At 56.4% G+C, this 14,734-nt stretch carries 12 protein-coding genes; 9 read left to right on the forward strand and 3 right to left on the reverse strand.

Going from position 1 to position 14,734, the window contains the following annotated elements; all coding sequences use genetic code 11:
- Positions 1 to 183 precede the first annotated feature (183 nt).
- The 4 genes from FDY93_RS13345 (at position 184) to FDY93_RS13360 (ending at position 4,348) form a co-directional block, all read left to right on the forward strand.
- Entirely contained in the window at positions 184 to 630 is a 447-nt protein-coding gene (locus FDY93_RS13345; protein ID WP_043316188.1) for a helix-turn-helix domain-containing protein, read from the forward strand.
- 275 nt (positions 631 to 905) lie between these two features.
- Positions 906 to 1,238 (forward strand): preprotein translocase subunit YajC, encoded by a 333-nt coding sequence (yajC, locus tag FDY93_RS13350; protein ID WP_138236257.1) that lies wholly within the window; start codon positions 906 to 908, stop codon positions 1,236 to 1,238.
- Positions 1,239 to 1,374: 136 nt separating this feature from the next.
- Positions 1,375 to 2,406, forward strand: coding sequence for a D-cysteine desulfhydrase family protein (locus FDY93_RS13355; protein WP_138236258.1), 1,032 nt, complete (start codon positions 1,375 to 1,377; stop codon positions 2,404 to 2,406).
- 283 nt (positions 2,407 to 2,689) lie between these two features.
- Entirely contained in the window at positions 2,690 to 4,348 is a 1,659-nt protein-coding gene (locus tag FDY93_RS13360) for an alanine/glycine:cation symporter family protein (RefSeq protein ID WP_138236259.1), read from the forward strand.
- A 63-nt stretch (positions 4,349 to 4,411) separates the two neighbouring features.
- Here the strand turns inward: FDY93_RS13360 and FDY93_RS13365 are convergent, their stop codons facing one another.
- Positions 4,412 to 5,746: a glutamine synthetase family protein gene (locus FDY93_RS13365; RefSeq protein ID WP_138236260.1), complete on the reverse strand. Its 1,335-nt coding sequence runs from the start codon at positions 5,744 to 5,746 to the stop codon at positions 4,412 to 4,414.
- A 253-nt stretch (positions 5,747 to 5,999) separates the two neighbouring features.
- On the opposite strand from FDY93_RS13365, the gene FDY93_RS13370 reads away from it, so the two are divergent.
- The 5 genes from FDY93_RS13370 (at position 6,000) to cysB (ending at position 12,790) form a co-directional block, all read left to right on the forward strand.
- A complete protein-coding gene (locus tag FDY93_RS13370; RefSeq protein WP_138236261.1) occupies positions 6,000 to 7,307 on the forward strand; it encodes an NAD(P)/FAD-dependent oxidoreductase in 1,308 nt (435 codons plus the stop codon).
- Positions 7,308 to 7,429: 122 nt separating this feature from the next.
- A complete protein-coding gene (locus tag FDY93_RS13375; RefSeq protein ID WP_171018984.1) occupies positions 7,430 to 9,802 on the forward strand; it encodes a TonB-dependent receptor in 2,373 nt (790 codons plus the stop codon).
- Between the two features lie 128 nt (positions 9,803 to 9,930).
- Positions 9,931 to 10,611: a TetR/AcrR family transcriptional regulator gene (locus tag FDY93_RS13380; protein ID WP_138236263.1), complete on the forward strand. Its 681-nt coding sequence runs from the start codon at positions 9,931 to 9,933 to the stop codon at positions 10,609 to 10,611.
- Between the two features lie 13 nt (positions 10,612 to 10,624).
- Entirely contained in the window at positions 10,625 to 11,542 is a 918-nt protein-coding gene (locus FDY93_RS13385; RefSeq protein ID WP_138236264.1) for a 5'-nucleotidase, read from the forward strand.
- A gap of 273 nt (positions 11,543 to 11,815) precedes the next feature.
- The gene (cysB, locus tag FDY93_RS13390) at positions 11,816 to 12,790 is read left to right on the forward strand and encodes an HTH-type transcriptional regulator CysB (RefSeq protein WP_138236265.1); all 975 of its coding nucleotides are present in this window, start codon (positions 11,816 to 11,818) and stop codon (positions 12,788 to 12,790) included.
- A gap of 81 nt (positions 12,791 to 12,871) precedes the next feature.
- Here cysB and FDY93_RS13395 read toward each other — a convergent pair whose 3' ends face one another.
- Positions 12,872 to 13,144 carry a hypothetical protein gene (locus FDY93_RS13395; RefSeq protein WP_138236266.1) on the reverse strand — a complete coding sequence of 91 codons (273 nt, stop codon included), beginning with the start codon at positions 13,142 to 13,144 and terminating at the stop codon, positions 12,872 to 12,874.
- A gap of 136 nt (positions 13,145 to 13,280) precedes the next feature.
- Complete coding sequence (gene pabB / locus FDY93_RS13400; RefSeq protein WP_240914239.1) at positions 13,281 to 14,612, reverse strand: aminodeoxychorismate synthase component I; 1,332 nt, start codon at positions 14,610 to 14,612, stop codon at positions 13,281 to 13,283.
- Positions 14,613 to 14,734 lie beyond the last annotated feature (122 nt).

The following is a 14,734-nucleotide window of genomic DNA, read 5'->3' on the forward strand; positions in this document are numbered from 1 at the left end:
GCTTTGATGCTTGTTTTCAGGTGCGCCCCCGCACCCAGGTAGTAGTCAGCTGTTGCTCAAGGCAGAACCGTCGAAAGACAGATCGGCCGCGGGTACAATCGCTGGCAGTGGTAAATAGGGACTCGCAGGAAGCGGGCGTAGAACAATAACCGCGGCTCAAGGAACCCATCAAGGAGCAGCTCAATGAACCATATTCAGCCAGACCAAGCTTCGCTCTCAGAAGACAAACCTTTGCAGCAGGCAAGACTGTCCGGAGATCCGAACATTCTTGACCAGTTGCTGGCGCCGCCGGAAGCCACCAGCTTCGGTATCGCCGCCCGAGTAATCGACGTGCTGGAACAACGGATTGGAAAGGCATCTCTGGCAATTCGCCCGGTGGCATCTGACCTCAGTATGTCTACCCGGACCCTGCAGCGTCGCCTGCAGGAGCACAACCTGAGTTTCGCCTCTCTACGTGATCACGTGCGTTTCCGCCATGCAGTGCATTTCCTGAAGGATACTGCTCTGAGTGTGGATGGCATCTCCCGTATCCTCGATTTTTCCGACAGAACCAGCTTTACCAGTGCCTTTAAGCGCTGGACCGGTATGTCACCCACGGGGTATCGCCGCCAGGTTCGACAAAGATTCTGAGGGCTTGCTGAAAAACCAGTACGCGTGCGGCTGGTGTTGTCCGGCGGCATCCAGATGGGGATGTGTTTCTTACATTCTGCTTTCTGTATTCCGGCGGAGACCTTCAGCGGCGCGTTGGCTGTGTTTTTTAGCAGCCCTTCGAATAAAAATTGCCAAACCCTCGCATCACGTAATCCAGTGCCCGACTTATCCCCGGCGCTCTGGATTGCCTCATTTTGACAAAGCCGTTAGAGTTGGCCCCAGATTTTACGACTGACTCTATCGAGGTTTGGAACATGGATTTCTTTATTCCCGCTGCTATGGCACAAGAGGCCGCACCGGCTCCACAGGGTAACCCGCTGATAACCCTGCTGATGTTCGCTGGTCTGTTTGTGTTCATGTGGCTGTTTATTATTCGCCCGCAGCGCAAGCGCCAGAAAGAGCACCAGGAACTGGTCGGCGCTCTTAAAAAGGGTGATGAAGTCGTTATGACCAGCGGCATGCTCGGTCGCGTTGAAAAGGTCGACGATGACTATCTGATCCTGGAAGTGGCGGACAACATGAAGCTGAAGTTCCAGAAGGTGGCCGTGCACGCAGTGCTTCCCAAAGGCACCATAAAAAATATCTGACTCGTGCAATCCCGGTGCTGCTATCGAGCCGCTACCGCCAAAGCGAGACATGCGCGAACGCTACAAACCCGGTTTTCCGCCGGGTTTTTTTGTGTTCAGAATATATATTTCGACTGACTGGCAGAGGAAGTAGAACTTGAGTATCCATTATCCGGCCCGTGAACGCCTGGCGAACCTGCCCACGCCATTGCAGCCTCTGCACAAGATTACGGAGCGATTCTCGAGGCCCTACGGTGGACCAAACATCTGGGTCAAAAGGGATGATCTGACCGAGAGCGCTATGTCCGGCAACAAGCTGCGGAAACTGGAATTCATCATTGCAGAGGCAAAAGCGCAGGGATGCAATACGCTGATTACCTGCGGCGGCGAGCAATCCAACCACTGCCGGGCGACGGCCCTGGCGGCAGCCCGTACCGGGCTCAAGTCCCATCTGATCCTTCGGCAAAATGCCGGTGGTGCAACGAGCGATACTCCCGATGGCAACCTGTTGGTGGATTACCTCGCCGGTGCCAAAGTGTCGCTTTACCCGTTAAAGGAATACGTAAATCAGTTGCCGCAACTCTTCGGTGAATGGGCAAGTTATTACCTTAAGAGGGGAGACCGCGCCCTTTGTATTCCCACCGGCGGCAGCGACGGCCTTGGAATCTGGGGCTATATCCTGGGCGCGGAAGAGCTGCTGGCGGATTGCCGGGATAATGGTTTCGAGCCTGATCGCCTGATTTGCGCCAGCGGCAGCGGTGGTACCCAGGCGGGACTGACACTCGGCTGCCAGATGCTGGGCGCACAAACCCGTGTTACCGGTTATGCGGTGTGCGACAGCGAAGACTATTTTGTAAGCAAAATACGGGACGACATCAGACTATGGGCCGAAGCTTACTCTCAGGTATTTCCTTTTGATGCCGAGCAAATTCATGTGAGCGATAAGTACATTGGCCCGGGCTATGGTGTCGCCGGGGAGGAGATTTTTCAGACCATCTCACTTGTTGCGCAACTGGAAGGAATTTTGCTGGACCCGGTGTACACCGGTAAAGCGTTTTACGGCTTGCTGAAAGATATTGAACAGGGGCTGTATGCGGATTGCCGGCACGTTGTATTCGTCCATACCGGAGGGCACTTTGGCGTCTTCCCCCAACGCACTGGATTCAGCGCCGCTTGGGGACAACAGTGAGTGTTGATAAATACTGACCAGATGTTTTGGGTTATCGTCAACGCATAACAAGTTTTGCGACATAATTGTCGGTTTTAGCGAGAAATTTAGTGATTTGTTGAAATTTTGGCAGAAATAAGGACTATGCTGCTGTTGGTTGGCGGTTTACTGTTCTCGCGCGAGTGAAGCTGATAATCTGCCCGGCAATTGTTGGCGGCCGGCGTTTCATTAGGCGTGGATTTGCCTGTATTTTTGCCGTTTTGTTGATAAATCAATCAAGAATAATTAGGTAGTGGGGGTTGGTTTGGAATCATTCAATCAGTTGTTGTTAACCCTGGATGGCTTGTTGGGCTCTGCGGCCTGGTTTCCCTGGGTTCTTCTCGGAGTGGGTTTTTTCTTCACTCTCTACCTTGGCTTCCCTCAGATCCGCTATTTTGGCCACGCCATTAAGATTGTGCGCGGCAAGTACGACAAACCCAGCGACCCGGGTGATACCTCCCACTTCCAGGCGCTCGCCACTGCGCTTTCCGGTACTGTCGGTACCGGCAATATTGGCGGTGTTGGCCTCGCCATTTTTCTCGGTGGCCCGGCTGCTCTGTTCTGGATGTGGGTGACAGCATTTTTGGGGATGACGACCAAATTTGTCGAGGTAACACTTTCACATAAATACCGCATCAAAGCGGCAGATGGCTATTACGCCGGTGGTCCGATGTTTTACATGGAGCGCCGTTTGAATATGAAGTGGCTTGCGGTGATCTTTGCCATCGCTACGGTTATAAGCTCTTTTGGTACCGGCAGTCTCCCCCAGGTAAACAACATTGCTCAGGCCATGCATGACACCTTCGGCCTCAGCAAAATGTTGACCGGCGGCGTGTTGGCCATTCTGCTCGGCCTGGTAATTATTGGTGGTATTACCCGTATCGCCAAAGTCACATCCACGATTGTTCCAGTCATGGCGGTGCTGTATATCGTTGGCGCACTGGCGGTTATTCTCTACAACTATCAGAACATCATTCCTTCCTTCGCTGCGGTATTCTCCGGTGCATTCAATGGCAGCGCGGCGATGGGTGGATTCCTCGGTGCGAGTTTTGCCTACGCGTTCAACCGCGGCGTAAACCGCGGCCTTTTCTCTAATGAAGCCGGGCAGGGCTCCGCACCAATTGCGCACGCCGCGGCACGGGCGGACGAGCCTGTCTCCGAAGGCATGGTTTCCCTGCTGGAACCGTTCATCGACACTTTGATTATCTGTACGCTGACCGGTTTGGTCATCCTTTCTTCCGGCGTATGGACCGAGAAGTTCATGAACCGCTTCGAGCGCGCGGACATGATGGTTGTTGCCGGCACCTTCACCGATAAGGAAGAGGAGGATGTCCAGCATCTGTTCGGCTTCCTGAGTGGGGATAGCAGCGATGTCCGTCCGTATACCGGCACGATTGTGGTGGCGGATGGGCGGCCGTTGAACAGCAGCGAATTTACCGTTATCAACTCTCGCTCCGTGGCGGAAGATGTCGAATTCCGGGTGGGTGAAGACAATTTCTCCGGCGTACTGAATGTTACCAGTGGCAGCCTGGTAAATCCGAACGTGGAAGTTTGGGGGAACTCTCTGCTGCACTCTGTGGCGCTTACCAATCGGGCGTTTCAGCGGGGATTCTTTGGGGAGTACGGCAGTTATATCGTTACTCTGGGAATTCTGCTGTTTGCTTTCTCTACCGCCATTGCCTGGTCCTACTATGGCGACCGCTCAATGATTTACCTTTTCGGTCCAAAGGCGGTCATGCCTTACCGGCTGGTGTATGTCGTTGCTTTCTTCTGGGCAGCTATCGAAGACACCACAATCATCTGGAATCTGTCGGCGGTGGCGATTGTACTGATGACGCTTCCCAACCTGTTCGGGATTTCGGTATTGGCGCGAGAAATGAAAGAGACGGTGAAGGATTACTGGAAAGATCCCAGCCATAAGTAACGATGCAAGACTGAATTCAGTAAAAAACCCGGCATTGCCGGGTTTTTTACTTTAAGCCGGTATTTATACGTTGAGTAGCAGGTATTCACGCTCCCAAGAGCTGATCACACGGTTGAATTCCTCGTATTCATCGCGCTTGATCGCGGCCCAGGCGCGAACAAATTTCTCCCCGAACATTTCTTTGGCTTCCGGGCACTCTGCCAGCAGGTTCAGCGCGTGTTCCTGGGTGCGGGGCAGGGTGATCGGTTCGGAGGCGCAGCTCCCCTGATAAGGTTCGCTCGGTTTGACCTTTTTCATCATGCCGAGATAGCCGCAGGCAAGGGATGCCGCAATCGCCAGATACGGGTTGCAGTCGGCGCCGGGGAAGCGGTTTTCCAGTCGTTTTGCCTGGGGTGCGCTGTCCGGCACGCGCAGGCCGGTGGTGCGGTTTTCATAACCCCAGTGCAGACTGGTAGGTGCCGCCATTTCCGGAGTAAAGCGGCGGTACGAGTTCACATTGGGGGCAAAGAAGGTGATAAAGCCTGGTGTAAATTCCTGTGTGCCGCCGATAAAGTGCATGAACAGATCGGTTTCGTTGCCGTCATCGTCGACAAAGATGTTCTTGCCGGTTTTGATATCCAGAACACTCTGGTGAAGGTGCAGGGCGCTGCCGGGTTCGTCCTCCATTGGCTTGGCCATGAAGGTGGCGTAGATGCCGTGGCGCAGGGCGGTTTCACGCACGGTACGCTTGAAGGTAAACACCTGGTCTGCAAGGTTCAGGGGGTCGCCGTGCAGGAAGTTGATCTCCATTTGCGCGGTGCCGGATTCATGGATCAGGGTGTCCACATCCAGGCCCTGCGCCTCACAGAAATCGTACATGTCTTCGATGATCGCCTCATACTCATTGGCGGCGTCAATACTGTAGGACTGCCGGGTTTTTTCCGTGCGCCCGGAGCGGCCGACCGGGGCGGACAGCTTTTCATCCGGGTCCAGATTGCGTTTGACCAGGTAGAACTCCACTTCCGGTGCAACCACTGGCTGCCAACCCTGCTCGGCGTACTTGTCGAGCACGAATCTGAGAATATTACGGGTAGCGATAGGATGGCGTTTGCCATCGCGGGTGTAGCAGTCGTGAATGATCTGTGCAGTGGGCTCGTTGGCCCATGGGTTCAAGCGGATGGTACCGGGATCAGGTTCCAGCAGCATGTCGGTATCTGCCGGATCTACCAGTTCATTATGTTCGTCGACGTAATCGCCGGTCACGGTTTGTACCAGGATACTTTCCGGCAGGCGGCTGTCCTGGGTGAGAAATTTATCGGTGGGGGTAAATTTACCCCGCGCATTTCCGGACATGTCCGGCACCAGGCACTCGACCTCGGAAATTGAGTGTTCTGCGAGCCACTGGGTAATCTTGTCCATGTTGCACCTTGTAGATGAAAGGTCTTTCCCCTGAATGGGGTTCATTAGTATATAACCCGCCTCTGTGCCCCCCGGCAGGTGCGGGGGAATCACGGCGCAGGAAAACTGTGAGTTTTCGGGCGGGGCTTTGATTATGGCAAGAAACCGAATTATCATTCAATAAATTTCGAATAATGATTCGGTTTTGTTGCGAGGCTTTTTGTAAAGTGCCGCTGTCACCGAATCGGACCAGTCAGTTTTCGGAGAATTATTCATGCCAGCCAGTGGAACTGTAACCAAACTGCTCGGCCACACAGACTCTTATTACGCCGCCAGCGCAAATGCAGCGCCTGAATTTGGTGCCCTGGAAGAGGTAACGGAAGCAGACGTGTGCATTATTGGTGCGGGGTACACCGGGCTCTCTTCCGCACTGCACCTGGCTGAGCGAGGCTTCAAGGTAGTAGTGCTTGAAGCGGAGCGCATCGCCTGGGGGGCTTCCGGTCGCAACGGCGGGCACGTAGGGGTAGGGCAGCGCAAAGGCCAGGAAGAGCTGGAAAAAATGCTCGGCCTGGACACGGCGAAAATCCTGTGGGAAATGGGGCTGGAGGCCGTGCAATTGGTCGAGGACCTGATTCAGCGGCACCAGATTCAATGCGACCTCAAGCGCGGCATCATGCATCTGGCGGCCAAGCCCAGTCACGATGCCTGGCTGAAGGAGGAGGTGGAACTACTGAATGAGCGCTATGGCTACGACAAGGTCCGCTATGCCGACCACAGTGAAGTGCGCTCCCTGGTGGGCTCCGAACGTTTTTACAGTGGGCAGGTGGACAGCGGCTCCCTGCATCTGCATCCGCTCAATTATGCGCTGGGCCTGGCAGCAGCGGCAAAGAAGGCGGGAGTGCGTTTTTTTGAACACAGCCGCGTGACCAGCTATCGGGGAGGGAATCCCTGTGTGGTGAACACCGCGCGCGGCAGCGTACGTGCACGCAATGTGATTCTGGCTTGCAATGGTTATCTCGGAAAACTCGAGCCGAGAATGGCTGGTCGTATCATGCCCATCAATAACTTTGTGCTTGCCACTGAACCGCTTCCGCAAGAGTTGGCGCGGGAATTGATAGCCAATGACTACGCGCTTCAGGACACCTTGTTTGTCATTAACTACTGGAAACTCTCCGGCGACAACCGGCTGATTTTTGGCGGGGGAGAGAATTATACCTCCCGGTTCCCGCAAGACATTCGCGCCTTCGTGCGCCGATATATGCTGGAGACTTACCCGCAGTTGGCGGATACCCGCGTCGATTTCGGCTGGGGCGGCACACTCGCCATCACCCTGAACAGAATGCCCAGCATCGGCCGTCTGGAACCGAACGTTTACTACAGCCAGGGGTATTCCGGACACGGTGTTCCGACCGCGACGTTCGCAGGAAAGGTACTCGCAGAAGTGCTTGCCGGCACCGAGGAAAGATTTGATATATTGGCGCGAATTCCAACGCCTAGTTTTCCCGGTGGAACACTGTTGCGTTGGCCTGGGCTGGTAGCGGGGATGCTTTATTACAGCTTGAAGGACAAGCTGGGCCGATGAAATGAAAATTGAATGTTTGTTCGGTTTGTGGGATAACAGGCTGTCAGCTCAATTACCGGGGCCGTCCTGAGTGGTAATGAATGGGCAGAAACCCGAACAAAAATAACCCACGGGGAGTAACGATGACGCAATCAGACCAGCCGTTTGCCACCAAAAAGCACCTCTTGGCTTTCACCATTGGTGCCGTCGTATTTACCATTTCCAGCGGCGTTAGCGCCGCGCCGGAAATCGAGGAAGTGACCGTTACCGCGCAGATGCGCGCGGAGTCGCTCAAAGATGTGCCCATGTCGGTCAGCGCCTTTTCCGGTGAGACCATCAAGAATGCCAACCTCAGCGATTTCAAAGACCTGTTTGCCATCACTCCCGGTATCTCTGGCGATACCACGGATTCCTTCTTCGACACTGTCTCTGTGCGCGGGGTAAACAACAACAGCTTTGGTACCGGCAGCGATCCGGCATTGGGCGTATTCCTCAACGGTGTGTATCAGAGCCGCACCGGCGCCACCCCGACCATGTTCGACCTGGACCGTGTAGAGATTGTAAAGGGACCGCAGGGCACCCTGTTTGGGCGCAATACCGCGTCTGGCGCCATCGCCATGACCTCCCGTAAACCCGGCGAGGTGTTCGGTGGTGAGGTCTCGGTAAACGCGGGTCAGTACGGTCGCCGGAACTTTGAAGGCGCGGTGGATATGCCGGTGAGCGAAGACTTTGCCGTGCGTATTTCCGGCATCCACCAGGAGGAAGAGGGGCATGTAAAAAACCTCGCCGGTGGCCGCAACCTGGGTGCAAGCGAGGCTGATGCCATGCGTTTTACCGGTGTCTATGATGGCATCGAGGACACCACTATCACCCTGTTGGCCCAGTACGAAGACCGTATCAGTGACGGCACCATCTACCGGGCACTGGGCACCGAAGGGGATTACGACGAGGTCTATAACGACCAGCGGGGCACGGATCAGGCCGAAATCGGCGATGCGATTCTCACCATAGAGCACCAGATGGGCGATGTTACGTTTAGCTCCATCACCGGATACAAGACCCACAACTACACCTATGTGGAAGACTTCGATGGTACGGCGCAGTCCATCGACACCTTTGTGCGCGATCAATCCGGCGAGTTTTTCAGCCAGGAGTTCCGCCTGACCTCCAACAATTCCGGTCCCTTCAACTGGGTGCTGGGGGCGAGCTACTACCAGGAAGACCTGGATGCGTACTTTGCTGGCGTTGACTCGGAAGACTTCATTTGTGCCGGTACCATGGAAGTGGACTACGAGCTCGACGTAAACGCCTCCATGACCTGTGAAGAGCTGGCGCTGGCATTTCCTGAGGAGATGGATGATGCCTTCTGGACCGGCGGCGATGCCTGGGAATACGCGCCCACTGCCGGCATGGCAATCCCGGGCGGGGTCATGGTCCCGGACGGTATGTCCGTGGAAGAAGCCTACACCCGCGGCGAATTCAGTGGCTGGGGGGTGTTCGCCAATACCACCTTTGACTTGACCGAGGCCACCAGCCTTGGCCTCGGTGTGCGCTATACCGAAGACCAGAAAAAATACACGGTGGATTCCCCGTGGCCGGATACCTGGACTGCGGGCTGGAACTACCAGGCCATGTTTACCGATGGCCCGATCACCGGTGACAAGACCTGGAGCAACGTTTCCGGTCGCGCCACGCTGAATCACGATTTTTCCGACGCGGTTACCGGCTATGCCAGTGTGGCCACCGGCTATAAGTCCGGGGGATTCGATTACCTGACCTACCACATTACCGATCCGGCCTTTACCGACGACCAGGATACCTGGCTGGAAGAGTATGAGTGGACCGTCGACAGCGCTACTGGCGAGCCCAACAGCTTTGATGAAGAACAGGTGCTGTCTTACGAGCTGGGCGTTAAGGCGCGCCTGCTCGATAATCGCCTTCACGTCAATGCCGCTGCCTTCCAGTACACCTATGACGACCTGCAGCAGGCCTTCTTTATTGGGGCCGCTGCGGTGACCCGCAACGTGGGTGAGAGTGAAGGGCAGGGACTTGAGATAGATGCCCGCTGGCTGATTTCCGACAGCCTCGACCTCTACATGGGCCTGGCCTGGCTCGATACCGAGTTCACCGGTGCTCCGGAAGAGTTGTGCGAGGACTGTGACGGCAATCAGATGGCGTTCTCCCCCGAATTTTCCTCCGCAACTGTACTGACTTACACCACGGATGTCGGCTTCGGCACCCTGGCCCTGTCCGGTGAGTACACCTACACCAGTGAGCAGTATGCCGATCTGGAAAACAACGAGGAAGTGAAGCTGGCGAGCCGCGGCCTTGTGAACCTGCGGGCATCGCTCACCGCGCCCAGTGAAAATTGGACAGCTGGTGTCTACGTGGAAAACCTGACTGCTGAGGAGTATTACCACTGGGGCTACGCCGCTGCAGATTACAACCTGCCGGCCACCCAGACGGATCCGTCTCGCGGTCGCGTCGCGGGAGTCAGCCTGGACTACCGGTTCTGATCGCGGCGCATCTTTCTCCTTTTCATCTCACAGGATGAGCAGAAAAGCCGGCACGCATTGCCGGCTTTTCTGTTAATTACGCCCGTCATTTGTGTTAAAAATGCCACTTCGGTAGAAAGGATCACGAAGTGTCGACCGCAGAACAGAATCGCCGCAGAAATCAGTTGTCGCCGCGACGGGAGCCAGTACAGGCCCGCGCCCGCGAGCGCGCCCGTCAGATACTGGATACCACCGGTCGCCTGCTGGAGCAGGTCGGCCTGAACGACCTCACCACCATTTTGATCGCCAAGGAGCTGGGCGTCTCAGTTGGTTCCGTGTATCACTACTTCCCCAACAAGCACGCCATTCTCTATGCCATGGGCGAGCAGTGGTTGGCGAGTCTTACCGAGCGCCTGGACGACCTGGCGGCGAAGGAGTTGGAAACACTGGAGCTGCGGCCCTTTCTTGACGACTTGTTGAATCGCTGGTTGTCGGTCTACCGCGAGCAGCGGGGGCTGCTGCCTTTGGTGCAGGCCATGTGGGGCATCCCCGAACTGCACGAACTCGACGAGCGGCATGATGAGCTGGTCATCAACCATCTGGTGGGCATGTTCCGACGCCTCGGTTTCCGCTGTCCGCCCAACGAGACTAATCGTCTCGCCCGCGCCACACTGGAAACCTGTCACGCGATGATGCTGGTGATCGTCAACCAGCAGGGCACCCGTGCCAAGCGCACCCACGAAGACCTGCTGAATATGCTGATGGTGCTGCTGGAGCCGCACCGCGACGAAGAGAAGCCCGCCGGGCTCGACGATGTGGAGGCGCCCTGAGCGCCGATCGACGATGAGCAGCACACAGCAGACCCCCAGAGGCAACAAACTCACCATCGCGATTTCCTCCCGCGCCTTATTCGATCTGAGGGAAAGCCACCAGATTTACGAAGAGCAGGGCGTGGAGGCGTTCTCCTCATACCAAATCGAGCGGGAAAACGACGTGCTGCCAAAGGGTGAGGCGTTCTCGCTGGTCGAGAAATTCCTGCAGATCAACGAACGGCTCGAGGATGAACCGCGGGTGGAAGTCATTCTGCTGTCGCGCAACAGCGCCGATACCGGTCTGCGGGTGTTCAACTCCATCGAGCATTATGGACTGCAGATTAGCCGCGCCGCCTTCTGCAATGGCGGTAGTCCCTACCGCTATATTGCGCCCTTTGGCTGTCACCTGTTTCTGTCCACCGACGGCGGTGATGTGCGCAGGGCGTTGGAACAGGGCGTGGCTGCAGCTACGCTGATCCCCGGTGGCGCTCGCCAGCGGGGAGACGATACCCTGCGATTTGCGTTTGATGGCGACGCGGTGATTTTCTCGGACGAGGCGGAGCAGATCTTCAAGCGCGAAGGTCTTGCCGCCTTTACTTCCGCCGAGCGCGCATCCGCGCGACAGCCCCTGCAGGGAGGGCCATTCAAAGGATTCCTTGAAGCATTACAGCATTTGCAGGCGGAGTTCCATGCGGAAAGCTGCCCGATCCGCACGGCGCTGGTCACCGCACGTTCGGCGCCGGCGCACGAGCGGGTGATCCGCACCCTGCGGGCATGGAATATCCGTATTGACGAATCCATTTTCCTGGGTGGACTGCCAAAGGGCGAGTTCCTGCGGGCGTTCGGCGCCGATGTATTTTTCGACGATCAGCCCAATCACTGCGCCTCCGCTGCGGCCCATGTTGCTACCGGCCATGTGCCCCACGGCATTGCTAACCTGGAGACTTAGAGACTCACATGTGCCGTGGTTTTGGCCAGGCTTTTCGGAAAATTTTTCCGCCATGCCTTGCGATTCCGCGTGTAGATCCGCCAATTTGGTCACTTTTGGTAACCTTTTTCTCGTTTTTCCTGCCTCTGGAAACCGGGCTATTGGCTCGTCAGCAGATTCACTGCTATTCTTTTCCCGCATAAACTCACTTAGTTTTTATAACCAATAACTGGCGTAAAATTGAGCACTGTCGATTGTTGGCAGGTTTGCGCCCGTAGTAGACAGGGAGAGACTATGAAGCTGCAGCAGTTGCGTTATATCTGGGAAGTGGCACACCACGATCTCAATGTTTCTGCCACGGCACAGAGTCTGTTTACCTCGCAGCCAGGTATCAGTAAGCAGATCCGCCTGCTGGAGGATGAGTTAGGGGTAGAGATTTTTGCCCGCAGCGGCAAACACCTGACGCGGGTGACTCCGGCGGGAGAGGCCATTCTCAAGACCGCCGGCGAGATCATGCGCAAGGTGGAAAACATCAAGCAGGTGGCGCAGGAGTTCAGCAATGACAAACGCGGCAGCCTCGCTATTGCCACCACCCACACCCAGGCCCGCTACGCATTGCCACCAGTCATCAAAGCGTTTATTGCGCGGTATCCGGAGGTGTCCCTGCATATGCATCAGGGGACACCGATGCAGATCTCCGAGATGGCCGCAGACGGCACCGCCGACTTTGCCATTGCTACCGAAGCGCTGGAGCTGTTCAGCGACCTGGTGATGATGCCGGTCTATCGGTGGAACCGCTGCATCCTGGTGCCCAAGGGCCATGAGCTGTGTCAGCTTTCCAAGCTGACCCTTGAAGATGTGGCTAAATTTCCCATTGTCACTTACGTATTTGGTTTTACCGGGCGCTCCAAACTCGACGAAGCCTTTCTGGAAAAAGGGCTTTCACCCAAGGTGGTTTTTACCGCGGCGGATGCGGATGTCATCAAGACCTATGTGCGCCTGGGGCTCGGCATTGGAATCGTCGCGGATATGGCGGCGGTGGAAGACGAGGACAGCGACCTGGTGGCTCTGGATGCGAGTGAGTTGTTCGAGTCCAGTATCACCAAGATTGGGTTTCGCAAGGGTATTTTCCTGCGTGGCTTCATGTATGAATTCATTCAGCAGTTCGCACCGCACCTCACTCGTGAACTGGTGGATGAGGCCGCACAGGCATCTTCTCGCGCAGAGGTGGACGAGCTGTTTTCCCATCTCGAATTGCCGGTATATTGAGCTGACGCTTCGCGCGCCCAAACAAAAAGCCCGGTTGTTGAAACCGGGCTTTTTGTTTTGGGCAGGCAGATATTGCCGCTGTCAGCGATTCAGCACTTCTTTAACGAACTTGAAGTACACGGTGTACACCTCCGGTTCCTTGCCTTCCTCTTCGACCACAAAGAACGGGGCGCGCTGCACATTCAGGCGCTGAGCCAACTGCATACCCGGGCTCTGTGGGTCGCGCTCGTCGGCAATCAGGACCTCGTCCAGAAATTTTTCCTGATCGTTTTCCTTGAGCCGCTGTTCCACATCGTTGCACTTGGCGCAAAGGGAGCCATCGGCGAGAATTTTTTTGACCAGTGTAATGTGCATGTGAAACGGCCTTATGGTTCACGGCCCGACGCCGATCGTGCGGCCCATCGGGCTGGAATGTGGTTAGGATTGGCGCGGAATCTAGCAGAGTCGAAATCCCCATGGAAATACCGAAGGGCGATAGATTTATAACCGATCAGAGGTAGTGGCTTTCCAGTGTTTCCAGTAGCAGGCGCACCTTGTCGAGACACTCGCGGTGCTCTGCTGCCGGATTGGAATCGGCAATAATACCGCCGCCTGCCGCACAACTGATCTGGCCGTTGCTGGCGGTGAGGGTGCGAATAGCGATACTGGTATCCGCACGGCCACTGCTGCTGATGTAGCCGATGCTGCCGCAGTAAACACCGCGGGGACTCCGTTCCAGCTCATGGATGACTTCCATTGCGCGTCGCTTGGGCGCGCCGGTGATCGAACCACCGGGAAAGCCGGCGGCCAGCACTTGGGTAAATTCGGTATCTTCCGGTAGTTGCCCGGTAATTGTGCTCACCAAATGATGCACATTGGCGAAGCTCTGTAATTCGAACAGTGTCGGTACCCGCACACTGCCTCGCGTACAAACCTTGCCAAAATCATTGCGCAGCAGATCGACAATCATCAGATTCTCCGCGCGGTCTTTGCGGCTTGCCGCCAGTGCGCTGGCAAGCTCGCGGTCGCGAGAAGGATCGGCGCTGCGCGGTGCGGTGCCCTTGATTGGCTCCGTCTGCAGGTAGCGACCGTCGGCGAGGATGAAGCGCTCCGGTGACAGGCTGAGAATCTCCCCCTGTGGCAGTGACAGGAACGCGGAAAACGGGCCGGCAGCCAGCTTGCGCAGGGTCAGGTAGGCCGTAAGCGCGCTGCCTTCGAAGGCGGCATTGAAGCGCTGGGTGAAATTGGCCTGGTAGATATCACCGGCGCTGATGTAATCCAGAATACGCGCGATCCGCGCGCGGTATTCTTCCGGGGTGAACTCGTGCGTGAACCCCGTAATTAACCTGAATGCTTCCGTGCGCGGTGCTGTGTTCCAGTTGATGGCGTTGAAGCGCGCGCGCAGATCCCGTATCTGGATCGCCGTGCAGGCCGGATGGAAAACCAGGTGGCTGACCTGCAGTTGATGATCGACGATCAGCGCCCAGGTGTAGAGGCCGAAGAACCCCGCAGGTAGTGGCGTCGACCGGGTATCGGCAGTGAGAAAGTTGCCGGTGGTCCCGAGCTCATATCCGGCATAGCCGATGGCGCCGCCGCAGAAGGGCAGTTGCTGATCTACTTCCTGGGGGGCAAGTTCGCACAGCAGATCGTCAAGCGCTTGGAAGGGGGCGGAGTCCGTAGCGGAGAGTTCCAGTCCACACACCGGGTCGGCGCTGAGGATGTCAAAACGGCCACTGCGGGAAGTGGGGTGGCCTGAGTCCAACCACACCGGGCAGGGCAAATCTGCGAGCGCCGCAAATGCGGCCTCGGTATTGAGCGAGTAGGGCAGGGAAACAATTTGCAAAACGTCAACCAAGGGTTCGGGCGGGTTATCCGCTCAGACTGATACTCAAACGGGCTCTGACGGCGCTGGCGAGCCGGCCTTGTGGGCGGCGCTACTTTACTCTAAAACGATGCCAGTCCGGT

This window comes from Microbulbifer harenosus, from assembly GCF_005771435.1.
GTDB classification, from domain to species: Bacteria; Pseudomonadota; Gammaproteobacteria; order Pseudomonadales; family Cellvibrionaceae; genus Microbulbifer; species Microbulbifer harenosus.